Origin of the sequence: Niallia sp. NCCP-28, from assembly GCF_023168165.1 — a bacterium.
In the GTDB taxonomy this organism is placed as follows: domain Bacteria; phylum Bacillota; class Bacilli; order Bacillales; family Cytobacillaceae; genus Niallia.
On record NZ_BQYJ01000003.1, the window covers coordinates 644,600 to 668,769 of the forward strand.

The following is a 24,170-nucleotide window of genomic DNA, read 5'->3' on the forward strand; positions in this document are numbered from 1 at the left end:
CCATTCCTAATTATTTTCGTTTAATTTTTCAATCGCATTTTTTAATACATGAACAGCGTGCAGACAATCAGAAAGGGAGGTCCATTCCAAAGGATTGTGGCTGACACCGTTTTTACTTCTGGCAAAAATCATTGCAGTCGGTATATATCTTCCTAAAATCATCGCATCATGTCCGGCTCCGCTAGGCAAATATACAGGTTTTATCCCCTCTTTTTCCACGGCTTTTGTCAATGTTTCGATTAATGTTTCTTTTACTAAAAAAGGGTCTACTTTTAATGTTTGTTCATAATCAAAAGTTATCTCATATTTTTGGGTAATTTCCTTCGCTTTTGCAAGAATCGCTTCAACAAGCTGTTCCACCGTATCCGTGTAAATGTCTCGAACATCTACATAAAGATCGACTTTTCCTGGAATAACATTGACGCCATTAGGGTGCACCTCCACTTTTCCAATGGTTGCAACAGCACTATCGCTCACCGTTGATGGCAAAAGAGGAATGGCAGCAATAAATTCTCCTGCTGCAACCAATGCATCTTTTCTGCCGATCATTGGCGTATTTCCTGCATGTCCTGCTTCTCCAATAATGCTGATTTTTAACCAGAGGGGACCAGCAATCCCAGTGACCACCCCGACAGGCACATTCGCTTTTTCTAGTACTTTTCCTTGTTCAATATGCACTTCAATATATGCTTTGATAGTCGCAAGATCTCTAGAAGCATCAGTGAATGATTCGGCAGCAAGCCCGTAGTTTTTAATAACAGTAGTAAAATCATCTCCATTTAAGTCCATCAATGTCACTTGTTTTTCCATATCTATATCGCCTACAACTGCTCTGCTGCCAGTTAACCCTCCATTAAACCTTGCTCCTTCTTCATCAGAGAAAATAACTACCTCATAAGGAAATTCAGGCTGATATCCTGTTTCCTTCCAAGCCTCTACCACTTCTAATGCTGCAAGCACTCCTAGTGGTCCATCAAAGTGTCCGCCATTTGGGACACTATCTACATGGGAACCAGAAAGAATGCTCGGCATGTGATCTTGTCTTCCCGCCAATCTTCCAAATACATTGCCCGCACTGTCTGTTCGAACTTTTAAACCTGCTTCTTCCATCCAATTTGCTACAAGTTCTTTTGCTGCTTTTTCTTCTAAAGAATAGCCTATTCGATAAGAACCATTCTCTTCTGTTAACCCTATTTTCGCTAGTTCAGCTAAACGAAAGGCCAATCTTGTTCCAGAAACACCGGAACGATTAAGGGTAGCATCCATATTTTCTAACAATAAATGCTGCAATTCTTTTATTGAGGTATTAGTCATTTGATTTCCTTTCTTTTATCTTTTTAGTGTTATTATTTAGAAATTATAGAATAGTAAGATATTTTTAGGTATATATAAAAAAGACAAATTGTTATGCAACAATTTGTCTTTTTCTAACAACATTAACAATATCGTTATAGAATTAAATGAAATATTCTAAATACCTTTTTGTAAATATTGATGCAGATAAATGGCTAATTGGAGTTCAAAAATGACTTTTCCTTCTAGACTATTCGCTCCCAAAATCTCTTTTATTGTCTGGAGTCGATATTTTATCGTATTTAAGTGAACAAAACTATTCCGTGCCGTTAATGCCATATTTTGTTTACTTTCCAAATATGTAGTTAATGTTTGCAATAGCTCTGTACGATGCTCTTTGTCATAAAGAAGAAGTGCACCAATCGTACTTTCTACAAATTCAAAAAGTTCTTCCTGCTCATGTTTTAAAAAGAGTCGATAAATGCCTAAAGATTTATAGGAAAGCACGCTTGTTTCCTGTTTTTTGTTTTGGATATATTCAGCACAAATTTTGGCCTCTCGATGGGAGTTGGTTATATCAGGAATATCTTGAAATACACGGCCAATGCCAACATAATAATCAAAAGAAATAACTTTCCCCACAATTTCCTTAAAATGGTAAAAAAAGTCATAGAACGTTTTGGTGATCTTATCTTCTGTTCCTTTATCATGAATTATGACAAGAATGTTGTATTCTAAATTTTTTTCTGAAACAATTATTTTAAAGCCCAAATTCTTCAGCTCACGGAATAACAGTTTATTAAAATGTTGTTTTCTCTTATGCAATTCTTCAAAAGGCAGAAGCTGATGAGGAATTTGAATAGAAATGCAAAAATAGCGGTACTTTTTCGATAAACCAAGAATGGTGCGCTGCTGCTCCGTCAATTCATGTTGCTTTTTTGCCAGCAGCTGTTCAAGCAGGTATCCCTCATACTTATAAAATTCAGATAACAATCGTTCTCTTCCTAATATTTCTCTTGCAAAAATATTGTTGGCTAAATCAATGGCCAGTAAATCCAGTGTATCTAAATGAACGCTTTCTTCTCCAAAAATAGCGACTATGCCAAGGACAATATCTCCATCTGTCTTAATGGGTATTATTTGCATCAAATTACTTTCCAGTTCTTTTTGTCCCTTTGAAAATAGCTCTTCCACTTCCTTCTTTTTTTGTTCCCCTAAGTTCTCGGCAATAGAGGAAGAAAATGCAAGCAGATCAAAAAATTCATTATAGACACAAATTTCATGCCTTATAAGCTGGGAAAGGGTAATCGTTGCTTCTGTTAACCCTTTTTGAGAAATAGAAGCAGTCGCCAGTTCCGCATGAATTTTTTTCGACCGTTCTGTATCAGCAAAAAATTTAGCATTTTCAATGGCAATGCTAGCTTGAGCGGCAAAGGTTTCTAAAAGCAATAAATCCCGTTCAGTAAAATGAACATTTTCTGAAAAACTGTCAATTGTCAAAACCCCGATACAATCTTTTTTGCTTAACAGAGGTGCACATATCGTGCTGATGGGATGATAAGGGAATTTGCCGATCGCTTTTTTGAATAGATCTTGGTTTTTATTTTGAATATTTCCCATTCCCGCTTCTGTTTCCTTTAAGTGACTGAATATTTGTCCTTTTTTGCTGGTAAATGTTTTTCCAGTCATTCCTTCATTTGGGCTTAGCATAATATCTTGCAAATAATCTAAGTTTACCCCAATCCCTTTATTGGCAAGCAATTTATTTTTTTTAGGATTATAAACAAATAAAAGGACAGCATCAGCACCTTCTATTACGTTTAATGTTTCATGGATAAGCTGATCTAGCACTTTATCTAAATCTAATGTAGATGTCAGCACTTGTGCAGCATGAATTAGGCTGATGAGTTGTTTTTCTGTATTCAATGTAAGTCCCCCGCAAATTGTCCTGATTGCTTTTTTCATTTTTAATTGTAAAAGATATTTTCAGGAAAACAAGTCCATTATTTGTCATCGGGAAGTGAATCAATGCCTCATCGATTCTTTTGGCATCAAAAGATTTGTTTCGCTGCCTTTTGGCCATATAAGCTTTTTATACACTAATATCCAGAAATTTGTTTATAAAAAGTGACAATTGTTGCTATCTCTTTGATGGAATAATAATTAGTATAGATGGGGAATTTAAGCCTATTCCAACAGAAAGGAAGAATGGAAAATGAAAATCACAAAAGGCTTATTTGTATTATTTGGCGCTTTAACCATCTTGACTGGATGCAATGCTAATGATGATAAAGAAAATGCGATGAATGAAAATGTCAATAATCGCAATAATGATGTCAATGTGCAAAATGTTGGCTACCGAACAAACAATCATAACAATAAAGCCACTGCAGATCTTGACTTAGCAGACGAAGTGGCAGATAAAGTAACGGACATTAAAGGGATAAAAAGAGCTGTTGTTTTTAAAACAGATCGCAATGCTTTTGTTGCCGTTGAGTTGACAGGTAATAAAAGCGGAGAAGTAACAAAAAAATTGGAAGATAAAATTGCCAACAAAGTTCGAAAGATAGATGGGGATATTAAAAATGTCTATGTTTCATCCAATCCGGATTTTTATAACCGCATGACCAATTATGGGCGTGATATTGAAAACGGCAAACCAATAAGCGGTCTTTTTAATGAATTTAGTCAAATGGTCAGAAGAGTATTCCCTAACTACCGATAAAATGAAACTTCAATCAGTGAGGGATTTTTTCATCTCCCCACTAACAATCAGGCTTTTATGGGCAAGTTTTTACCCACCTAGATTTCTCGTTTTCTTTTACACTCCCTTAGGTGAGGGTCAAAAGCCCGTTATTGGGTGATAAATTATTCAAATTGCAGGGATATGTATAAACAGGTAGAGAATTTTCTCTCTACCTGTTGATTTGTTACATTTTTGGTCCATTAGCGCATCTTCATAAAATTAGCGATTAATCGAGCTGTTTTGCCTTCATGTGTAGGCTGATTGCTTTTTTTTTGAACACATTGGATTAATGCCTGATCACATCTAGCGGAGGAACCAAACCTTGCTACACAGTCATCATGTCTTTTGCAACATGAATCGACGTAATTAATGGGTGCTCCTGGCCCACTGCATCCTGGCCCGCAATATCGATATCCTCCTGGAAGGCAAAACCCCTTCTTTCTATTTATACAGGAATATTGATTTTTCAAAATAAACTCACCTTCTTTTTCCATCTTTTAATAGTTTATGTGATGAAAAAAGATTTGTTTGTGTCATATTAATAAATGTTATAAATAATAAAATCACTGTCTAGGTTTCTAATTATCCTATTTTTTCTTAATGGCATAAAAAAAGAAGGATACCTAAATAGAAATAGATATCCCTTTTTATTATTTTTTAAAAATAGTCGAAATGATTTTGTCGGTTGACATCGTGCTGTCAATCTCATAACTTCCCGGTTTAAGGTATTTTTCAACCCCTTTTTTTTCCACTTTTTTAGAAAATTGAAAACCAGTTTCTTTAATGATTTTGGCACTTTTTAATGTATTTCCTACATCAATGCTTGTCATTCCATTTGAAACATAAATAGTTGTACGATAGACAACTTTTCCTGAATCGCTAGAAGCTGCTTGTTTTTTAGCTTCTTCTACTTTTTGATTCCATTCTGTTTCTTTTGCCTTTGCTTCTTCCTCTGATTGAACGACATATCCAGAAGAGGAAAGCAACTCTTTCATTTCATCCACGGTTGGTGTTTTAGCTACTTGTGTTGCTTCTTCTTTTGTCGTTTCCTCTGCTGTATTGTTTTTTGCTTGTGCATCATCTTTTGTCACAAAATAAGCTCCTCCAGCAATTGCTGTTGCAAAAAGCAAACCAGCTGAAAAACTGGTTAATCCATTATACTTCATGTGCTACTTTTCTCCTTTCTTCTTTAGAAGTTACATAAGGAGAGAGCATATTCTCTAGCTCTGCTACAGGTAGTTTCTTTTGTCCTGCAATGCTTTCGATAGAGTAATTACGTTTATATAAATCTAAGATTTCGCGCATCATTACTCGGTCTTTAGAAGATAACTGAATGCCAGCATTTTTTTCAATTATTTCTAAATCAAGCTCAAGATTTCTTATTTGTTTTTGCAGCTGCTCCACTTCATCCATAACAGTTAAGTGAATCATATCAATTTCTCGTTGTTCTGTTTTTGCCGCTTGTCTCCCTTTAGCAAATGACATCATAAGCAAAATAACAGCTGCAACTAACAAAATGGCTAATGTCCATTCCATCTTTTAAGATCCTCCCTCTTTTTAGAATCTAGCATTCTAAGTTTCTATTATACATTCTTTTCTTTAGTTTTTCGATTTTTTTCTACAAAATCCTTCGTTAGTCAGAAGATTGTCAATGTTTGTCGAAAGAATAAAAAGGTAATAATTCTTTTTACCTAATATTTATCCTGCTGTTAAAAACCGAAAATTATCCTAGAAACATATTTTAATCTATAGCATATAAATATGTCTATTTTTACGCCAGTTTCTCATGAAAATTTTTTTCTTTCATAAGCGCATGAACCTATTCTTGTTCTAAGTGTTGGAAAAGTAGTTAAACTCCTCTTTTATTACCCCATACGTAAGCATGAAGCTGTGGGAGCACTCTTACATTCCTCCACACATTAGAATTCATTACCTGATCAATTAGCCATTCATATTTTTTTAGCAACTTTGTTACTAATTCATCATTATTGCCGTTTGTAAGATCATCATTGCCTACTTGCAGAAAAAACGGAACATTTGAATAGCGCGTATACACTTTTTGAGCATATTCCAAATCCTGATCATCAAATACAACTACTTTTAAGCTGAAATGAGTAGAATTCTTTTGTAATTTAGCAACAATGTCATCCAACGTAGAAAAATTTGTTTCCATGCGGGAACTTGGCGGTTTAGGAGAAATCGTTAAATCATCCACTTCATAAAACCAGTCCTGCCATTTGCTTCCTTGTGTCTCTAATGCCACTTGAATATTTTTTTCTTTGCATAACGAGATAAAATCTGATAAAGAAGCAAGAAGGGCAGGGTTGCCCCCTGAAATGGTCACATGATCAAACCGGTCAGAGCCAAGTGCATATAATTGCTCCCAAATATCCTGTGCCGTCATCTGTTTTATTTCATGCTTCGCGGATCCATCCCATGTAAAGGAGGAATCGCACCAAGCACATTTATAATCACAGCCTGCTGTTCTTACAAACATCGTTTTTCTGCCAATAACCATGCCTTCCCCTTGAATTGTTGGACCAAATATTTCTAAAACGGGGATTTTATTCAACTTCCATCCACTCCCTTTTCGCTTCCGCATAGCTTGTAGGTGTTTCAAATAGACGAACAAATTCCAATCTTGTTCCTTCTTTGATAGGATGTTTGGTTAAAGCCATCTGCATTTTTTCATAAATCCATACCACCATATTTTCTGCAGTCGTATTCATATTAGGAAGCGTTTCGTTTAAATAGCGATGATCTAAGTAGATTTCAATTTCATCTTTCCAAATCTTTTTAATATCGCCAAAATCAATAACAAGGCCAATTTCATCTGTGAAACCGCTAATGCCAAACACTACTTTATATGTGTGGCCATGAAGATTTTTGCATTTCCCTTCATATGCATGCAAATGATGAGAGGCATCAAAGGTAAATTCTTTGCTGACAAGCACCCTTTTTTTATGATAATTTAATTCACTTTGTTTTATATCTACATCTAGTTTTTGGAGGCCTTCTACAATGCGAAAGCCAAATAAATCTTTTTGCATGTTTTATTCCGCCTTTATTTTGAAGTTAAATATTGGTCTAATCCTGCTTTTCTTAATTTGCAGGCAGGACATTCACCGCAGCCATTGCCGATAATGCCTTCATAGCATGTTAGTGTTTGCGTTCTAATATAGTCTAACTGATTAAGATCATCAGCAAGTTTCCATGTTTCTGCTTTATCAAGCCACATCAAAGGAGTATGAATAACAAATTGACTGTCCATAGCTAAGTTAATGGAAACATTCAATGATTTGACAAAGGAGTCTCGACAATCTGGATAACCACTGAAATCTGTTTCACAAACTCCAGTAATAATATGTTTAGCGCCAATTTGACTCGCAAGAACTGCTGCAAAAGAAAGAAATAATAAATTGCGCCCCGGCACAAAAGTGGATGGCAATTCGCCATTTTCTCCTTCTTTCACTTCTATATCGCTTCTTGTTAATGCATTTGGTGCCAACTGATTTAATAACGCCATATCTAAAATATGATGGTTTATTTTTAAATCTTTTGCGATTGTTTTGGCACATTCAATTTCTTCTTTGTGGCGTTGATTATAATTAAATGTAACAGCCTCCACTTCCTTAAAAGTGTTTAGTGCCCAAAAAAGGCAAGTAGTGCTGTCTTGGCCCCCACTAAATACTACTACTGCTTTTTCATCTTTTAACATCTTGTTTAACTCCTTTCATTCCCTGAAAATTTCGGTTCCAATCATCACTTCTTTTGCACCCATTTTTTCTTTTGTCTTTGATAAAATTGCAATAATTATTTAGCCGCACAAAAAGAAGCAGTACTCCAAGATAGAAGTACTGCTTCTTCTTAGTTTTTTTAAAGAGGGGTGCTAGAACCTCTGCTTATTATGACTAAATAATATCATATTTTTTCTAGAAAAACCACCTTGCCTTTTTGCTGAAAAAGAAAAACAAAACACAAGCTTAAAGCGCATCCCCTATTTGATAGTCATTTTTTCCATGTTTTTTAATTTCATACATATATTTATCAGCATTTGTTATAAGGGCATCTACTGTATGTCCATGAGTAGGATAAATGCTGATGCCAATGCTTGCTGTAACAATAAAGTTTTCTGATTGAATAGAAAAGGGCTTTTGAAAAATAGAAAGAACGCGATCAGCAAGCTGTTGGATTTGCGCTGATTCCTCAATATTACGCAAGAGGATGATAAATTCATCTCCGCCATACCGGCACACAAAATCTTCTTTGCGAACACTGATAGAAAGTCTTTGGGAAATTGCTGACAAAGCGAGATCTCCATTATGATGACCATACGTATCATTAATTATTTTGAAATTATCGATATCTACAAAAAGCAATGCGAATTTTTTCTTTCCCTCGATATATTTAGTGAGCTCATCATGTAAAAAACGACGATTAGGCAAGTTGGTCAACTCATCTAGATAAGCTTTTTTCTTGATTAATTTTTCCAATTCAACCCTTTCCGTAATATCTCTTGCAATGGTTGAAAAATATTCAACCTCCCCTTGAGATGATTTATGGGCAATCATTATTTGTGAAACAGGCATTTCCCTTCCTGCTTTTGTAATGATGATTGTTTCGCCTTTCCACACTCCTGTTTTTATAGATGTTGGAAAGGCTTCTTGTATAATTAAGTCAGATGCCCATTTAGGATGAAAGGATTCAATGGAAAGTTGAGGTGATTCTTTTAATCCTAATATTGTTTTTGCTGTTGTATTAAGAAAGGTAACATGGCCTAATAAATCGATTGTTGCGATAAAATCAGGTGATTCTTTAATGATATCCAATAATTGCTGCTGCTTTCTTTCAGCAGCTTTTCGAGAGGTGATATCCCGGTCCATGCCTCGATAGCCAATACAAATTCCACGAGAATCTATGATTGGCGAACCGCTTGTTTCCAATATGACCTCATGGCCATCTCGATGGATATTAATATTTTCTAAGCTTTTAATTGGCAGTTTTTGTGAAAGTAATTCTTCAAAAATAGGGGCGATTCTTTTTGCTTCCCATTCTGGCATTAAATCAAAAGGAGTTTTTCCAATCACTTCTTCTGGCTCATATCCTAACATATCTTTCACCCTTGGACTGGCATATGTATATATTCCGTTATGATCTACTTCCCATATCCAGTCACTTACATGTTCGACTAATGCTCGAAATCGATCTATATCCTCATATTTTTGATTTGGTGGATTTTTTTCAATCATATAAATATTCTCCTATGCTTTACTGATTAACTATCATGATGATGCATCGGATGGAAATGTAAAAATTATATATATATTTACATAATAATACCATTTAGTTTCATGTAAGACAATTATAGTATTTTTTGATTAATAAAAGAAAATGAACAAACAATTTAATAGGAAAAAATAGCACTTATGCTTGCTTTTCCCTTAAACTCCCCCATGCTTCCTCTAGTTCTGTAACGGACAGTTCAAATAAATGAAAGGTTCCCTTTTTATAAATGCCATTGCTGAGCAATAAATCAATAAGCTGTTCTTTATAACATTCTTTATCTTCTGTATTCAAAAGTTGTTGATTCAAGTAGTTGTCCTCCTGTGCTGCCGATTATTCCAAGGTTTTTCATGTGTTTACTTGGTCTTAAAGAGAGAAAGCTGCATCACTGCAAAACTTTTCGCAAAAAGCAGTCAATCTCTGACTTATAATCTTTATCCAGGAGGTTTTTTTTTAAAACCTATCTTCAAAAAAAAAAAAAGAATCCACTCTTAGATAGAAGGGATTCCTTGATTATCTCTTCTTATCTGTCAGACGAATGTCTGCTGGAATTGGCACAGTATTCAAAAGAACCCGCTGCCGAGGTATCATAGGGCCACATCCCTCCACCTCTCTGGATAAGATTATATGAAAATTAAAGTAAGCTTATTATTGCATATATGACTAAGAATATCAATGTGTTTCTAGCATGCTTGTTAATTGTTTTGCTGCTGGGGGGCGGACAAAAGTTTAGAGAAGACTTCTCCTGTACTTAAAACAGCAACGTTTTTTATTCCAACATACACTCCAACAGATAAATCGGTTTTAGTTAATTCTCCCATTTCTTTTTCCGCCAAATAGACACAAAATAGTTGACACTTGTTGACATTTAACCATAGCGCTTAAGATGCGACCTTCTCCTTCCTTGAAAAAAGTGTCTTCTCGCCTATTCAGGATAAAATGCTGTTGCATTTTTTCCATATCTTATACATTAGAAAAAACGACAGTATAACCTTTTTGGGTTGACAATTATCGCATTTCATTACATTTCTCCCATCCCAAGCTTTATCTATCTATTTTTGCAGCTAAAAACTCAAGTCTAGCTTATTTTCCTGTATTAGTTTGTTTTTATTTGCTACAAGCAATTGATATATTTGGAGTTTAGTATAAACATTTCCATCTTTCTTTAAATAAGTGTCGTACAAGCCAGCCATCTTGAATACGTTTTATATAGATATGTTTATAGGAGGACGTAGCAGATGGGAAGCATTTTATATTATGTATTACTTGGACTCTCTCTTGCAGCACCGATGGGACCAATTAATGCGGCAGTCATTAACAGGGGCCTAAGAGATGGCTTTTCTTATGCTTGGATATTGGCAATAGGAGCTATGCTTGCAGATATTGTATACATATTATTTGTTTACTTTGGGCTAGTTAAATTTATTAATATCCCAATCATTCAAACCTTTTTATGGTTATTTGGAGGGTTTGTGCTCATATATTCTGGTGTGGAGGGATTTATAAAAACTTCAGCTGCTCTAACGCGAAGCAAAAAAGAAAAAAAGTCCATTTTATGGTCCTTTTTATCAGGATTTATGATAAGTTTTATGAATCCATTATCGATTGTATTTTGGTTAGGGATATATGGCTCAATCCTTGCTTCTACTATCACAAAATATGGTACAAGCAAATTGATCTTTTTTACAGGATGCATCCTTTTTGGTGTTGCAGTCTGGGATTTTTTTGTCGCTTTATTATCCAGCTTTTTTCGCAATTTTGTCTCCGAGCACATTATTCAGCTCATTTCCAAAATTTCTGCATTTGGTTTAATTCTTTTTGGACTATATTTTGGCTATCATGGCATCCAGTTTTTTTTCTAACGAACGCTATAAAGCGTATAAAGCAAAATTTTTTGTCGAAAAATAACTTTTTTTTAAAAAATGAACCAAAATATCGGAAAACTGAACCAAAAATAAAAGAAAAGGAAACAAAGAAACAAAATGCCCCCATAAACTGTTTATCCGTCTAAATAAACAGCTTATGGGGGCATTTTTGAAAGCGAATTCTATAGACATGTATAGCATTTCTTCCCCACCTTGTTAATTTAAGTCACATTTTCGCTATTGTAATGAGTGAAAAATCTGAATATAATAGAAGAATATTTTACATAATAGTTCTATTGTCATGAATGAAAGTCATTATTCTGTTTTATCGTATAAAACTTTTCTTCTCAAGGGAGTTTTGCCCCTCTTATTTCAGAGTGATAATACAGGTCTATAGACTTATTTCAAATAAGATAAGGAAAATTCACAGGAGATATGGATGGTGGTAAATATGGGTTATTTTGGTTGGTTGGATTTTCGGGAAGGGTTGCCCCTTTGGTGGTCCTTTCGGCTAAATAAAAATAGAACAAAAACGATAGAAGAAACGTTTGAAGGGATTGCCAAAACAAGGTTGGATATCCTGACGGGATGGGCAAATGGCCAATGGGATTTCCTTGAAAAAACAGCGTTGGAATTGGAACATATGCTATCTGATAATTTCAAACAAATTCTGGAGAATAAATTGCACAAAAGCAGAGATTTTACAGAATTATTTTTGCTGGATAAAGAGAAGAATGTTTTGTCTTCCACCTATTCCTCTCATATTGGAGCATCCTATGCCAAAGATTCAACTAGCAACTATCAAGAAGCTGCTGATTACGTTCTCAAACATAATAAACCTTTGCTTTATGGACCTTTTCAAGACACTCTTACATTAGAAATCGGAGCAAAAAGCTCTCGTTTTCATGATGAAGTAACACTACTTTTTTTTCAGCCAGTTATGCAAAGAGGCCAATTGAAATATATTCTTTCTGGAAGAATTCCTAACGACGTGGTTGGGGATTTAATACAGCGGGAAGCCGGCCATGTGTTTCAAGACTCAGGAGATAACTATCTATTTATGGCAAAATCTACGTTTAATCCTGCCATTTCTCAAGGGATAGCCTTATCACGCAGTCGTTTTGAAGATCATACTTTTACTTTTGGAGAAAATCTTAAAGACGGCATCCACACCAAATCTTGGGGTACCGTTCAAATAAAAAAGCATACGGAATTTGAAATTCGTTTTACAGATCCTGCAACAAACGAACTGCATCCAGGCGTTTCTAATACCATTCAAAATGGAGAAAATTTATTTGTCGAATTTCCGGGATATTCTGATTATCGCCATATCCCTGTTATCGGAAAAGGTGTAACCTTTCAAATGCCTGGGTCTATAGATACATGGGGAATGATGTGTGAAGCAGATCTAGAAGAGGTGTATCGAAACCGTTCTTTAAATTGGCAGTTTGGCAAAGAAGTTACGTTGATGCTAATTACCGCTCTTATCTTAAATATTATGTTTACGATGATATTTGCCATTCCTCCTATCTTGCTTGCATTAATACAAACGGTTTATCTTTCTTTTGCCGGCTTTTTCTTTTATAAAAAAATATTAAATCCAGTTGTATCAAGACTGCGGCAAATGAATGATATTGTACGCAAAATTGCAGAAGGCGGCGGAGATTTAACGATGCGGCTAGATAAAAAATTGCTTTTGAATGATGAATCAGGAACGCTTGGACGCTGGGTAAATAATATGATTGATAGTCAAGATGAACTGATGACAAAAGTTAAATTAGCAACCTTGGATGTAGAGCAAGCAAATGAATCTCTGCAAAATAAAACACTGCTTGTGGAAGAAAATTCTTATTCCGTGATTAGACAAATGGGAGAAATGCTCCTTGGCATGAATCATCAGTATCAAGATATTCAAGAAGCAATGAAACAAGTGGATCAAATTAGCGATAAGATGAAAGAAATGGAGCATCTTTCTCAACAGCAATTAAATGGAGCCTTAACGCAAGTGGAGGGCATTACAGAAAAAATGAATCAAATTGTAGAAAAGGTAGGACATGCTTTGAAATCCACAGAAGACTTTATGAAACTGTCTCAAAATATTGGCCGAGTAGTCGACTCTATTGATTCCATTGCCCAACAAACAAATCTTCTCGCATTAAATGCCACTATAGAAGCTGCAAGAGCTGGCGAATATGGAAAAGGATTTACCGTTGTAGCAACAGAAATACGAAAATTAGCGGATCAGACAACAAATGCGACAAAAGAGATTGGTCAAACCCTCGAGAAGATTGAAGAAAGTTCCGTCCATGTTCAAAAAGCGATTCAAGAAAGCAGCAAAGAAGTAGAAACAGGTTCTGAATTTGTTCATGGTGTCCATGAAGTGCTAAGCAATATTGCCCAGGCATCTGCTACAGGACCAAATGTAACAGATGAAATGACGGAAATCATTTCTAATATTGCTACAATAAATGAAAAAAATACATACACGGTACAAAATATTGATACAGCTGCCGCAAAAATGGTCAACCTTATACAAGATTCCAGGTTTGATTCAGAACAAAGCTCCTTGGTTGTTTCCCGTTTAAATCGTCTTATTTCGAAATTTAAGCTAACCTCTTAAGGGCAAGCTGACGTTGAATATATGCAGATTCCAGCCCAATAAAGGCCTAAAAAAGACCTCCTCCTATAGGGTTAAATCCCTGTAGAAGGCGGTCTTTTTTATCCATTGTTTCTGTAATTATACCATTATTTTGCAAATATTATTGGTAAATTCAACTGGATCGTTAATTGGCAGTCCTTCAATTAATAAAGCTTGATTATACAATAAGGTTGTAAAAAGGACTAATTTTTCTTTGTCGTTTGCAAAAGCATTTGAAAGCGATTGGAATACAGCATGATCTTTATTGATTTCCAAAACTTTATTGGCTTTTACATTTTGATTATCCGGCATAGCATTTAAGATTTTTTCCATTTCAATCGTTATTTCTCCTTCTGTTGATAAACAAACAGGATGAGATTTTAAACGGGCAGAAATCTTCACATTATTAACTTGTCCATTTAGGATATTTTTCATTTCTTCTAATAGATCTTTATTTTCTTCTTCCAGTTTTTGATCTATTTTGTTTTCTTCTTCATTTAGCCCTAAGTCGCTTGCAGATACAGATTTAAATTCTTTTTCTTTATAATTCATCAGCATTTTAATGGAAAATTCATCAATATCTTCTGTAAAATAAAGAATTTCATAGCCTTTATCTGCCACAAGTTCTGTTTGCGGCAATCTTTCAATTCTTTCAATAGACTCCCCTGCTGCATAATAGATATACTTTTGGTCTTCTTTCATGCGGAGAACATATTCATCAAGGGAAACAAGTTTTTTCTCTTTGGATGAATAAAACAGAAGCAAATCTTGAAGCATGTCTTTGTTTGCACCAAAATCGCTGTATACTCCAAATTTTAACTGTCTGCCAAATGCTTGATAAAATGTTTCGTATTTTTCCCGTTCATTTTTAAGCATCGTTTGCAGCTGACTTTTGATTTTTTTTGTCAGATTTTTTTCAATTCGTTTTAACTGGCGATCTTGCTGCAGCATTTCACGTGAGATATTAAGGGAAAGATCACTCGAATCTACCATGCCTTTTACAAAGCTAAAGTAGTCAGGAAGAAGATCGCCGCACTTTTCCATAATAAGTACACCGTTTGCGTACAATTCCAATCCTTTTTCATATTCTTTCGAATAATAATCAAAAGGTGTTTTTTCAGGAATATAAAGGATCGCCTGATAAGAGATCGTTCCATCAACGCTAATATGAATATGTCTTAGTGGCTGGTCAAATCCAAAGCGTTTTTCTGTATAGAAATTTTGGTAGTCTTCTTCTGTCAGTTCATTTTTATTTTTGCGCCAAATTGGCACCATGCTGTTGATGATTTGTTCTTCCATCACATCTTCCAGCTCGTTTTCCGTTCCTTCTTTTGGCTTTTTTGTTGTGATATCCATTTTGATTGGGTAGCGAATAAAATCAGAATATTTTTTAATAATTGCTTTTAAACGATATTCTTCCAAAAATTCCTCATAGGAATCTTCTTCTGTATTTTCTTTGATTTTTAAGATAATGTCTGTTCCGACTGTTTCTTTCTCTGTTGTTTCAATCGTATATCCATTTGCCCCTTGGGATACCCATTTATAAGCCGCATCACTCTCTAACGCCTTTGTGATGACTGTTACAACATCTGCAACCATAAATGCAGCATAAAAACCGACCCCAAACTGACCAATAATATCATGGCCATCTTTTAGTTCATTTTCTGATTTAAATGCTAAAGAGCCACTTTTGGCAATCGTCCCAAGATTCATTTCCAGCTCTTCTTTTGTCATGCCTATTCCTGTATCTGAGATTGTTAATGTACGATCCTCTTTATTTGCTGTTAATTTAATATAATAATGTTCTTTTTCAAAACTTAATTCCTCATCTGTTAACGCTTTATAGTAGATTTTATCAATGGCATCACTGGCATTGGAGATCAACTCCCGCAAAAACACCTCTTTTTGTGAATAAATCGAATTGATCATCATTTCTAATAATCGTTTCGATTCCGCTTTAAATTCTTTTGTTTCTACCATTTTTATAAATCCCCTTTCTGCTTTCTTTTATGTAATCTATTGTAAAAGAAATTGCTAGCACTTGGCAACGATGAGTGCTAAACAATATTTTAATAACATAAATTCTAATGATTGTCAATTAACTTCCTGGTTTTTGGACGATTAATCGGCAGTTGGAGATCGTTTACCTTTGTGCATCAGAATAAGAAAACGTTCTTCCCTGCAACAATTTATCATCGAAAAAAACAAGGCCGTTTATTCTACCTCTATGAAATAGTTTCAGGATTTTTGTTCAATACATTTTTCCGACTGAAAGCCTTGAGTTAATTTTGCTCGTGTACACTGTATACTTGCTTATTGGTTCATCACCAATAGTTCCATAGCTTTCAAAATAGCCATGGACGCCAGCACCTCTTGTATACATTACTCTTCCAGGGATTCGTTTTCAATTAGCATGACTGATTTTTTCTGAAAAATCATAGTTTTCTCATGTAGCCTTTTCTCTATTTTGGCTATTCGGACATTTTGCTTATTGCTGACAGGATAGCCCTATTGATTAGTGAATAAATCATCATAGTATGTTTTTTCTTTTTCATTCTCCTGCCTTCTTCAATATGTATCTTCTATAAGTTCCATTTTAAGGATCTATATGCATAAAAAGGATTAAAAGGAAACAAGCATAAAAAAACTCATGAAATAATCTATTCATGAGTTTTTTAAATAAGAATGGACATACCTGGTGCATCTGCTTCTCTTTCTTGAAATCCTAATTTTTGATAAAATTGTTTTTTTCCTTTTGCAGAAAAAAGCTGAATGGATTGAATGCCTGTTTCTTGGCATTTTTGCAGCAAACCTTCAATAATTCCTTTTCCCAAGCCTTTTCCTTGATAGCCCGGATCCACCATTACATCACAGATCAGAGCTTGATATACACCATCTGAAATCATTCTGCCAAATGCAATTAGCTGCTCCCCGTTATATATAGAATAGCAGTACCAGCTGTTTTGCGCTGCTGTATATAATTGTTCTTTTGTATAATTTCCCTTTTTATTTTTTATTAAGCCGCTCGCTTCATGTAATGCTGCAAATAAATCAAAGCTCGGCAATTCTTCTTTTATGATGTAGTCCATCGTTCATTTCTCCTCATACGTTATCTGATAATTATATTTATACATCATTATTAATAAATATTCAACCGTTATTATAAAAAATTTTGAAAATTAAATGTGTTCTATAAATAAAGGCTGTTTTCTAAAAGATGACTGTTTTCGGATAGTGTCCATGAGTAAATGCATGGTTAAAACAGATTGATTGGAGTGAAAGACGCAGAAACGCCTGTGAGGTTAAACTTCACAGGAGATACGCCAAGGAGGCTCGCTGCTCGTCCCACGGAAGGCGAGCCTCCTGTAACGGGGATCAACCGATACTCCTTTAAAAGCAACAAGGTTTGCAAAAACAGCCAAATAAAAAAGAAACATCTATTATTTAGATGCTTCTTCGTTTTACTTATGCAGATTTTTTGTTCGCTGATACATTTTTTGGCTGCTTATGCAATTGGTTATAGAAGATAATGCCACTTGCAATTAGAATCACGCCGAATGTAAATGTTTTAATGTCCGACGTTCCAGCAATAATGACCCAAATCGAATAAATCGTTGCAAGGCCGCCAATAATGCCATCTGTTATTCTTTCCTTTTTCGTTTTATATGTTTCCCCAGTGATGGTTAGCTTCAACTGGAAAAAAGAAGAGATTAGATAAGGAATTAAATAAGACAATGTTGCAATATAGATAACAAAATCAAAAGCTTGCGAAATGCTGTTCGAAATGGTTGAAAAAATAAATAATTGCCCAAGAATATTTGTAACCATTAATGAAAAGGTTGGAATTCCTTTTTTATTTTCTTTTAAGAATGCCGGTATAAATATTCCTTGTTTTGCTGCTTGATAAGGAACTTCTGAACTTAGCATCACCCAGCCAATAGTTGAACCAAATAAACTGATTAAGCCAACAGCTGCAAGAACTTTACCGCCGACTGGTCCTAAAATACTTTCCATTGCATCAATTAATGGCTTTTGGGAAGAAATTAATGCATCTTGGCTTAAAACACCCATTACTAGTGTACTGATTCCAATGTAAATGGCAAGTGCAATTAATAATCCTAAAACGGTAGCTGTTTTAATGTAAGATTGTTTTTTTGCCCGAGATGAAAATACTACTGCCGATTCAACCCCAATAAATGCCCATAATGTTGTAATGGCTGCACTGTTAATTTGTCCAAATAAACTAACAGAATTTCCTGCCGCGTCAAATCTTGGTGCAGTAAACGGCAAGATATTGCTTTTTTGAAAAGCGAATAGTGCCACCACAATAAATAATAAAAATCCTACCACTTTAGCAGCAGTTGCCATAAAGTTAAGTTTTCCAGCACTTTCAATTCCTCTTAGGATGATAAAATTTGTTCCCCATAAAAGAATTGTACAAACTGAAAATGTTAAAGCATTTCCTACTTTCAAGTCAAATGTTCCTATTGTAAATAGAACAGATTGGCTTGTTAAAATTGGAAAAAAAGTGGATAGGTATCCAGCAAATGTAGTAATGATCGCAATATTGCCGGCTAAATTTCCAATCCAGTAACCCCATGTAGACATAAAACCAGACAGCAGAGATTTTTTTGATCCCGGTTTAAACAGCTCTTTCGCATAGATTTGCGGACCACCGCTAAGCTCTGGCTTTCTTTTGGCTAAATTGCCAAATACAAGAGCTGTAACAAGCACTCCTAATCCTGTTAATAGCCATGCCGCAATAACGCCAGCAGGACTTGCTACTTCTGAAAGGGAGCGTGGAAGCATAAAAATTCCAGAACCGACCATATTTCCAATAACGAGGGAAGTTAGTATGCCAAGTCCAAGTTTTCCTGTAGTATTCATCTTGTTGTCTCCTTTGATTGTCCTTGTGCTCAAAGATTGGAGAATTTACTGTAAGAATATATCCTGTATAGATTACGAATACAATGTTTATAATTCGTAAAAAGAAGAAAGTGAATACACTTATTCACTATTATTTAAATCTGGGATGTGTATTTGGCTTTTTTAAAGTAAGTTAGACAATAGCCAAATAATGGGGCATAAAAAAACACACCTCTAGTCATGGTGTGCATATACAAAACACCATCAGATAAAAAGGATAGTTCATCATAGTAATTCCTATGACAGTCCTGTACCTATTCGAATACAGTCCCAGCTACTATTATTTAGAGAATAATAGTGCTTCGGCGATTGTTCCTTTCTAAAGATATCAACAAGCTCTCTAACTTTCCATCTTTATACTGATAAAAATCGCGACCTCTACCTCATCTTGAGCTGATAAGGATTTTTTGTTATTCATTTATATATATAACAATACGTAATATTTACTAGACTGTCAACCTTTTAAATTATAATGAAAAAGTATTTTAATTTTCAAACTATAATTAATCACTAGATTTACAGTTGAAATTTCGTTTTCCGAACAAAAAACATGCTAATTCATATAAGATAAAAACTTTTTTGCAATACTAATAAAAAAAGCTGTCAAAAAGAAAGTTTTCATCTTCCTTTTTAACAGCTTTTAATGGGGTTATAGAGTAGTGATAATCGGTTTATCTTTTGTAATAATTACAGTATGTTCATATTGAGCCACAAAACTTTTGTCTTTTGTTGAAAAAGTCCATCCATCCTCTTTTTCATATACTTCTTCTGCTTTTGTTGAAATAAATGGTTCAAATGCGATAACCATGCCTTCGCGCAATAATTCATTATCCCATGCATCAAAATAGTTTAAAATATGGTCTGGCTTTTCATGCAGAGATGTGCCAATGCCATGTCCTGTTAAATTTTTAATAACAGTAAAGCCGTTTTTCTTTGCAGTATTAAACACAAATTTGCCGATGCGGTTCTTTTTGCCTCCCGGTTTTAAACATTTTAATCCTTCTTCAAACGCTTCTTTAGCGACTTCGCAAAGTTTAACTAAATTAGGATCTCCATTTCCGACCACAAAAGATTTGCCTGTATCTGCAAAATAGCCATTTTTGCTTGCGGACACATCGATATTTACCAAATCTCCTTCTTGAATAACTCTATCTCCTGGAATGCCGTGTGCCACTTCATCGTTTACCGAAATACAAGTGTATCCTGGGAAATCATACATAGATTGTGGTGCAGACACTGCCCCATGCTCTTCAAATAGCTTTCCAGCTAAATCGTCTAATTCTTTTGTTGTTACACCAGAAACCGTTTTTCTATAAAGTTCTTCGCGAATAAGGCTCACGATTTTTCCAATTTCTTTTAGACCATTAATATCTTGTTCATTTTTTACTATCATGTTTGTCTCTCCGATCATTTTGTTCCAATTTTGTACTGATATATGTAATAAGCACGATATCTCGTTTTTTATTATATGCTAAGAGAACGTTTGAAGCAAAGAGATTATCTGTATGAAAAACATTATCTTTTTTCCGAAAAAAGCAATAATAAAGTCGCAATAGGTCCCAGAAGCAACGACAATAAAAACCAGTTTAGCCCTGTTCTCCCTTTTCCTTGCGCGAGCCCTGCATTAATTAATGAAAGAGTGCCCCATCCAACAAAATATTGATCCACTTTTTCTCCTCCCTTAAAAAAGATGTGAGTATATCAATATACTCACATCCTAGGCTGTTTTATTCTTTGTATTCTCCATTATTTTTTGCTGCTTTTTCTTTTTTTGCTTTATCTTTATGAATTTTATTTGTTGCTGCACTTCCAAATTCATGGGCAAATTCTTCATTTAACACTGCAGAATCAAAGCCTTTTTTATTTTTCTGTGCTGCATCATTTTTTTTGTTCTTTTTTGCCATGTGAATTCCTCCTTTTTAGTACAAAATTAGTATAAGTGCAGAAGATGCTTTTTATGCAAAAAGGAAAATGGCAAAGGTCTAACTTATTTTGGCGGGTATAATTCCTGCAAAAAAGCAATGGAATGCTGAATAAGTTCTTTTAATATAGCTGTATCTATATCGGCAAGCTTATTAATATAAACGCAAGCTTTTCCTGTTGTATGTTTTCCCAGCTTGCTTAACAATTCTTCTCTTTTCGGAGCATCTGCCGCAAAATACAAACTTATTTTTGCTTTTCTTGGCGAAAATCCTACTAAAAAGGCATCTCCTTCGTGTCCTGTTTTATATGTATAATGATAAGAGCCAAATCCAATCATGCTTGGCCCCCACATTTTCCCTTTATATCCTGTCATATCCGTAAATAAATCAAGCAGTTGATAGGCATCCGCTCTTTTTTTTTGACTTTCTATGCTTTCAATAAATTCAATCACACTATTTTCTGTTTCTTTTGTTTTTAATTCGTACATAGGTTTCTTCCTTTCTTATCTTCTCTAGTATATTCGCTCCTGTCCATTTCTTCTTCTTTCCTTTTGGTTCAAAAAAATAGGATAGATCACCTTTTTGGTGATCTATCCTAAATCGGGATTAGTCTGCTAATCCCCAAACCGAGACGCTCTTTCCATCAACTGGGAAATAGGCAAACCCATCTTCTCCTATTTCCACTTTCTCCTTCCTTGTATTGGTAAAATCAATCCATTTTTCCCTTGCACGATTTTCACCAACAAACATTCTTTTGGCACCTTCCTCATGGTTGGATATCACAACAGCACAGCCAGATTTTTTTATCGAATCCTCTCCATGGCGAACCCAGCCGATAATATGCTGATCATCGAAGTAATCATCTTGTTTGCCATATGCTTTTTGTTTTCGTGCATATAATAATGGATCAATCGCTATTTTTTTGCCATCCATAGGCTCTGCGCCGCCAATTCCAAAGTAATCTCCATAAAAAACGGTTGGATAGCCATCTTTGCGAAGCAGAATAAGACTATAGGCAATCTGCTTAAACCAATCTCCCACCCATGATTCAAGGGATTCATTTGGCTGTGTATCATGATTATCTACAAATGTTACACTATTTTGTGGATTTGTTTGCACTAAGGTATCTTCAAAGATAGTAGACATATCAAAATCACTGCCTTCTAGTGATGCGGTATGTAATTTATAATGCAATGGCACATCAAATAAGTCGATTTTATGGTCCATTTCTTCTAAAAACGCTTGGCATTCTTCTAAATCTGATTTCCAAAACTCTCCAACGAAATAGAAGTCATCACCATTGTTCTCTTTCATGTTTTCTACAAATCGCTTAATAAATTTGTGGTTGATATGTTTAATGGCGTCTAAACGGAAACCATTGCATTGAAGGGTTTCGCTGATCCATTTCCCCCAGGAAATCATTTCATCCTGCACTTCTATATTATTGTAGTCAATATTTGCGAACATTAAAAAATCATAGTTGCCAAACTCATTATCCACATAGGTATTCCAGTCTTTATTTTCTCCAAGAATGCGATATACCCCTTCCTTTTCTCCCTTTGCATCATAATCCGTTCCGTTAAAATGTTCGAAATTCCATTCGAAATCAGAATACTTCCCTTTTCTTCCTGGAAACGTAAACTTTGTCCACCCCTTAATGTCAAAAGGTTCTGAAATATCTTCTTCTCGGTTCTCTGGATTTACTTCGACTACTTTAAAGGTTTCTGTTTCATCCGCTGCTGCTTTATGATTCATGACAATATCTACATATACAGCTAAACCGACATTATGGCAAGCTTTAATGGCTTCTATCAGCTCCTGCTTTGTTCCATATTTTGTGCGCTCGCCGCCTTTTTGATCAAATTCTCCTAAATCATACAGATCGTATACCCCATATCCATTATCATCAACAGATTCGCCTTTTGTAACAGGGGGAATCCAAATAGAATCAATGCCTGCTTCCTTTAAAGTTCCTGCCTGCTCTTTTAATCTTTTCCAATGTTTCCCGTCTGCCTCTACATGCCATTCAAAAAATTGCATCATTGTTTGATTCATTTATTCTTCTCCTTTTTCTATTGTTTAGTTGTGTATGAATAATTTGTACCCCCATTTTTTGATTTTGAAGCATTTTTTTTAAAATAATGAAGTGTTTCACAAAACATGGCATTATTTTTTCAAAATAAGCCTAATCAGGGAATGATTCTATCCAATTTATTAACTAGGGAATTTCCCCATTTTTATAAAAAAGACACAAAACGAATCATTCGTTTTGTGTCTTTTTTTGATAAATTATTGTTTCTGCTGTTTAAATTCTTCTTTAATTTTTGCTAGCAGTTCTTTATTTGTTAATACTTCAAATGCGGTTAATGCCATTGATTTTGCTCCAAGAATCATTGCTTCTCTTGCTTGATCTGACATGGCAGCTTCTCTAAATTCATGAGTATGGCAAGCATACGCTTCGTTGCAGATTTTAATATATGGATGAATCGCCGGCACCACTTGGCTTACATTCCCCATATCAAGAGAGCCTGTACCGTCTTTTTGAGAGAAGATTTCTTCTTCTTTTACCCCTAATGAAACCAGTTCTTTTGTAAAAGTTTCTGACAATGTATGATTTGTAATCATATCATCATAAGAAAATTCGTAAAAAGAAGCTTCCATTTTTGCCCCTGTCTGCAAGGCAGCTCCTGCTGCACATTTTTTCACTTTTTCCACTAATTCATTTACATACTCCCGTTTTGCCGCACGCACATAAAATTGGGCAACCGCATAATCCGGCACGACGTTTGCCGCCTTGCCCCCTTCTGTAATAACGCCGTGAATACGAGCATCTGAAGTGACATGCTGACGAAGTGCATTAATGCTGTTAAATGTTTGCAGCACAGCATCAAGGGCATTTATTCCCATATGAGGGCTTGCTGCTGCATGCGCGGATTTTCCAAAGAATTCAAATTGAATGGCATCCATCGCTAACGATGCGCCGCTTTTTACATAGTTATCCAATGGATGCACCATCATCGCTACATCTAATGCATCAAATAAACCTGCTTCTGCCATTGTTACTTTGCCGCCTTTTGTTTCTTCGGCCGGCGTTCCAAAAACAATGATTTTCCCCCCTGTTTCCTTTAACACCTTGCTTAAGCCAATTCCTGCTGCTATGCCCATTGTACCAATTAAATTATGGCCGCAAGCATGTCCTACTTCCGGCAATGCATCGTATTCTGCCATAAAACCAATAGTTGGACCTTGTTTACCGCTGTCAAAAGTTGCAGTAAATGCAGTCGCAAGTCCCAATGTTCCAATTTCTACAGCAAAATCATGTTTTTTTAATGTGTCTGTCAGGACTTTGCATGCTTTAAATTCTTCGTGGCCTAGCTCTGGATTTTCTCCTATATAAATACTAATGTCATAAAAATCATTTTTATGGTAATCAATTGCTTCTACGATGGTCGTTTTCACTGCTTGTCAGCACCTTTCAATTATTCTACTAAAATAGT

23 protein-coding genes, 2 pseudogenes and 2 riboswitches are annotated in these 24,170 nt (G+C 35.1%); of the genes and pseudogenes, 3 read left to right on the forward strand and 22 right to left on the reverse strand.

Features of this window, described 5'->3' with window-relative positions; translation table 11 throughout:
• Positions 1-6: 6 nt before the first annotated feature.
• Positions 7-1,314, reverse strand: a complete 1,308-nt coding sequence (locus NCCP28_RS12420) for a M20 family metallo-hydrolase (RefSeq protein WP_248561712.1) — start codon at positions 1,312-1,314, stop codon at positions 7-9.
• Positions 1,315-1,470: 156 nt separating this feature from the next.
• Positions 1,471-3,219 (reverse strand): helix-turn-helix domain-containing protein, encoded by a 1,749-nt coding sequence (locus NCCP28_RS12425; RefSeq protein WP_248561713.1) that lies wholly within the window; start codon positions 3,217-3,219, stop codon positions 1,471-1,473.
• A gap of 289 nt (positions 3,220-3,508) precedes the next feature.
• On the opposite strand from NCCP28_RS12425, the gene NCCP28_RS12430 reads away from it, so the two are divergent.
• A complete protein-coding gene (locus NCCP28_RS12430) occupies positions 3,509-4,018 on the forward strand; it encodes a YhcN/YlaJ family sporulation lipoprotein (RefSeq protein ID WP_248561714.1) in 510 nt (169 codons plus the stop codon).
• Positions 4,019-4,239: 221 nt separating this feature from the next.
• Here the strand turns inward: NCCP28_RS12430 and NCCP28_RS12435 are convergent, their stop codons facing one another.
• From NCCP28_RS12435 to NCCP28_RS23630, 9 genes are all read right to left on the reverse strand, one after another.
• The gene (locus tag NCCP28_RS12435; protein WP_248561715.1) at positions 4,240-4,509 is read right to left on the reverse strand and encodes a phospholipase A2 family protein; all 270 of its coding nucleotides are present in this window, start codon (positions 4,507-4,509) and stop codon (positions 4,240-4,242) included.
• A gap of 180 nt (positions 4,510-4,689) precedes the next feature.
• The gene (locus NCCP28_RS12440) at positions 4,690-5,205 is read right to left on the reverse strand and encodes an endolytic transglycosylase MltG (RefSeq protein ID WP_248561716.1); all 516 of its coding nucleotides are present in this window, start codon (positions 5,203-5,205) and stop codon (positions 4,690-4,692) included.
• The gene (locus NCCP28_RS12445; RefSeq protein ID WP_248561717.1) at positions 5,195-5,575 is read right to left on the reverse strand and encodes a hypothetical protein; all 381 of its coding nucleotides are present in this window, start codon (positions 5,573-5,575) and stop codon (positions 5,195-5,197) included. The genes NCCP28_RS12440 and NCCP28_RS12445 overlap by 11 nt, the downstream gene beginning before the upstream one ends.
• A gap of 313 nt (positions 5,576-5,888) precedes the next feature.
• Positions 5,889-6,611, reverse strand: coding sequence for a 7-carboxy-7-deazaguanine synthase QueE (queE, locus tag NCCP28_RS12450; RefSeq protein ID WP_248561718.1), 723 nt, complete (start codon positions 6,609-6,611; stop codon positions 5,889-5,891).
• Complete coding sequence (gene queD / locus NCCP28_RS12455) at positions 6,604-7,089, reverse strand: 6-carboxytetrahydropterin synthase QueD (RefSeq protein ID WP_248561719.1); 486 nt, start codon at positions 7,087-7,089, stop codon at positions 6,604-6,606. The genes queE and queD overlap by 8 nt, the downstream gene beginning before the upstream one ends.
• Positions 7,090-7,103: 14 nt before the next feature.
• A complete protein-coding gene (gene queC / locus NCCP28_RS12460) occupies positions 7,104-7,757 on the reverse strand; it encodes a 7-cyano-7-deazaguanine synthase QueC (RefSeq protein WP_248561720.1) in 654 nt (217 codons plus the stop codon).
• A gap of 265 nt (positions 7,758-8,022) precedes the next feature.
• Positions 8,023-9,288, reverse strand: a complete 1,266-nt coding sequence (locus NCCP28_RS12465; protein ID WP_248561721.1) for a sensor domain-containing protein — start codon at positions 9,286-9,288, stop codon at positions 8,023-8,025.
• 175 nt (positions 9,289-9,463) lie between these two features.
• Positions 9,464-9,631, reverse strand: coding sequence for a Fur-regulated basic protein FbpA (locus NCCP28_RS12470; RefSeq protein WP_248561722.1), 168 nt, complete (start codon positions 9,629-9,631; stop codon positions 9,464-9,466).
• Positions 9,632-9,842: 211 nt separating this feature from the next.
• Positions 9,843-9,946, reverse strand: a riboswitch (SAM riboswitch).
• 71 nt (positions 9,947-10,017) lie between these two features.
• Entirely contained in the window at positions 10,018-10,143 is a 126-nt protein-coding gene (locus NCCP28_RS23630) for a hypothetical protein (protein WP_282579563.1), read from the reverse strand.
• Positions 10,144-10,560: 417 nt separating this feature from the next.
• Here NCCP28_RS23630 and NCCP28_RS12475 point away from each other — a divergent pair, with 417 nt between their 5' ends.
• Both NCCP28_RS12475 and NCCP28_RS12480 read left to right on the forward strand, forming a co-directional pair.
• A complete protein-coding gene (locus NCCP28_RS12475) occupies positions 10,561-11,184 on the forward strand; it encodes a LysE family translocator (RefSeq protein WP_248561723.1) in 624 nt (207 codons plus the stop codon).
• Between the two features lie 442 nt (positions 11,185-11,626).
• On the forward strand, positions 11,627-13,807 hold the full coding sequence (locus NCCP28_RS12480; RefSeq protein ID WP_248561724.1) for a methyl-accepting chemotaxis protein: 2,181 nt from the start codon (positions 11,627-11,629) through the stop codon (positions 13,805-13,807).
• A 117-nt stretch (positions 13,808-13,924) separates the two neighbouring features.
• On the opposite strand, the gene htpG is transcribed toward NCCP28_RS12480, so the two are convergent.
• The 11 genes and pseudogenes from htpG to NCCP28_RS12530 form a co-directional block, all read right to left on the reverse strand.
• Positions 13,925-15,805, reverse strand: a complete 1,881-nt coding sequence (htpG, locus tag NCCP28_RS12485; RefSeq protein WP_248561725.1) for a molecular chaperone HtpG — start codon at positions 15,803-15,805, stop codon at positions 13,925-13,927.
• 131 nt (positions 15,806-15,936) lie between these two features.
• Positions 15,937-16,043, reverse strand: a pseudogene (locus NCCP28_RS23840) (catalase); the annotation flags it as partial.
• An 84-nt stretch (positions 16,044-16,127) separates the two neighbouring features.
• Positions 16,128-16,333 (reverse strand): annotated as a pseudogene (locus NCCP28_RS12490) (catalase); the annotation flags it as partial.
• Between the two features lie 167 nt (positions 16,334-16,500).
• Entirely contained in the window at positions 16,501-16,914 is a 414-nt protein-coding gene (locus NCCP28_RS12495; RefSeq protein WP_248561726.1) for a GNAT family N-acetyltransferase, read from the reverse strand.
• Positions 16,915-17,290: 376 nt separating this feature from the next.
• Positions 17,291-18,712: an amino acid permease gene (locus NCCP28_RS12500; RefSeq protein ID WP_248561727.1), complete on the reverse strand. Its 1,422-nt coding sequence runs from the start codon at positions 18,710-18,712 to the stop codon at positions 17,291-17,293.
• A 249-nt stretch (positions 18,713-18,961) separates the two neighbouring features.
• A riboswitch (Lysine riboswitch) is annotated at positions 18,962-19,140 on the reverse strand.
• Between the two features lie 260 nt (positions 19,141-19,400).
• Entirely contained in the window at positions 19,401-20,144 is a 744-nt protein-coding gene (gene map, locus NCCP28_RS12505; RefSeq protein WP_248561728.1) for a type I methionyl aminopeptidase, read from the reverse strand.
• Positions 20,145-20,266: 122 nt separating this feature from the next.
• A complete protein-coding gene (locus NCCP28_RS12510; RefSeq protein ID WP_248561729.1) occupies positions 20,267-20,419 on the reverse strand; it encodes a hypothetical protein in 153 nt (50 codons plus the stop codon).
• 59 nt (positions 20,420-20,478) lie between these two features.
• Complete coding sequence (locus NCCP28_RS12515; protein ID WP_168714379.1) at positions 20,479-20,655, reverse strand: hypothetical protein; 177 nt, start codon at positions 20,653-20,655, stop codon at positions 20,479-20,481.
• An 83-nt stretch (positions 20,656-20,738) separates the two neighbouring features.
• The gene (locus NCCP28_RS12520; RefSeq protein WP_248561730.1) at positions 20,739-21,161 is read right to left on the reverse strand and encodes a DUF1801 domain-containing protein; all 423 of its coding nucleotides are present in this window, start codon (positions 21,159-21,161) and stop codon (positions 20,739-20,741) included.
• A gap of 118 nt (positions 21,162-21,279) precedes the next feature.
• On the reverse strand, positions 21,280-22,728 hold the full coding sequence (locus NCCP28_RS12525; protein ID WP_248561731.1) for an alpha-amylase: 1,449 nt from the start codon (positions 22,726-22,728) through the stop codon (positions 21,280-21,282).
• A 234-nt stretch (positions 22,729-22,962) separates the two neighbouring features.
• Positions 22,963-24,132 (reverse strand): M20 family metallopeptidase, encoded by a 1,170-nt coding sequence (locus tag NCCP28_RS12530; RefSeq protein WP_248561732.1) that lies wholly within the window; start codon positions 24,130-24,132, stop codon positions 22,963-22,965.
• Positions 24,133-24,170: the final 38 nt, after the last annotated feature.

What these genes read in the sequence shown, in the direction of transcription:
- NCCP28_RS12520 (WP_248561730.1), bottom strand. Translation starts at nt 21,161, where the DNA reads ATGTACGAATTAAAAACAAAAGAAACAGAAAATAGTGTGATTGAATTT.
- NCCP28_RS12430 (WP_248561714.1), top strand. Translation starts at nt 3,509, where the DNA reads ATGAAAATCACAAAAGGCTTATTTGTATTATTTGGCGCTTTAACCATC.
- map (WP_248561728.1), bottom strand. Translation starts at nt 20,144, where the DNA reads ATGATAGTAAAAAATGAACAAGATATTAATGGTCTAAAAGAAATTGGA.
- NCCP28_RS12440 (WP_248561716.1), bottom strand. Translation starts at nt 5,205, where the DNA reads ATGAAGTATAATGGATTAACCAGTTTTTCAGCTGGTTTGCTTTTTGCA.
- NCCP28_RS12525 (WP_248561731.1), bottom strand. Translation starts at nt 22,728, where the DNA reads ATGAATCAAACAATGATGCAATTTTTTGAATGGCATGTAGAGGCAGAC.
- queD (WP_248561719.1), bottom strand. Translation starts at nt 7,089, where the DNA reads ATGCAAAAAGATTTATTTGGCTTTCGCATTGTAGAAGGCCTCCAAAAA.
- NCCP28_RS12495 (WP_248561726.1), bottom strand. Translation starts at nt 16,914, where the DNA reads ATGGACTACATCATAAAAGAAGAATTGCCGAGCTTTGATTTATTTGCA.
- NCCP28_RS12480 (WP_248561724.1), top strand. Translation starts at nt 11,627, where the DNA reads ATGGTGGTAAATATGGGTTATTTTGGTTGGTTGGATTTTCGGGAAGGG.
- NCCP28_RS12515 (WP_168714379.1), bottom strand. Translation starts at nt 20,655, where the DNA reads ATGGCAAAAAAGAACAAAAAAAATGATGCAGCACAGAAAAATAAAAAA.
- NCCP28_RS23630 (WP_282579563.1), bottom strand. Translation starts at nt 10,143, where the DNA reads ATGGGAGAATTAACTAAAACCGATTTATCTGTTGGAGTGTATGTTGGA.
- NCCP28_RS12465 (WP_248561721.1), bottom strand. Translation starts at nt 9,288, where the DNA reads ATGATTGAAAAAAATCCACCAAATCAAAAATATGAGGATATAGATCGA.
- htpG (WP_248561725.1), bottom strand. Translation starts at nt 15,805, where the DNA reads ATGGTAGAAACAAAAGAATTTAAAGCGGAATCGAAACGATTATTAGAA.
- NCCP28_RS12445 (WP_248561717.1), bottom strand. Translation starts at nt 5,575, where the DNA reads ATGGAATGGACATTAGCCATTTTGTTAGTTGCAGCTGTTATTTTGCTT.
- NCCP28_RS12420 (WP_248561712.1), bottom strand. Translation starts at nt 1,314, where the DNA reads ATGACTAATACCTCAATAAAAGAATTGCAGCATTTATTGTTAGAAAAT.
- NCCP28_RS12475 (WP_248561723.1), top strand. Translation starts at nt 10,561, where the DNA reads ATGGGAAGCATTTTATATTATGTATTACTTGGACTCTCTCTTGCAGCA.
- NCCP28_RS12500 (WP_248561727.1), bottom strand. Translation starts at nt 18,712, where the DNA reads ATGAATACTACAGGAAAACTTGGACTTGGCATACTAACTTCCCTCGTT.
- queC (WP_248561720.1), bottom strand. Translation starts at nt 7,757, where the DNA reads ATGTTAAAAGATGAAAAAGCAGTAGTAGTATTTAGTGGGGGCCAAGAC.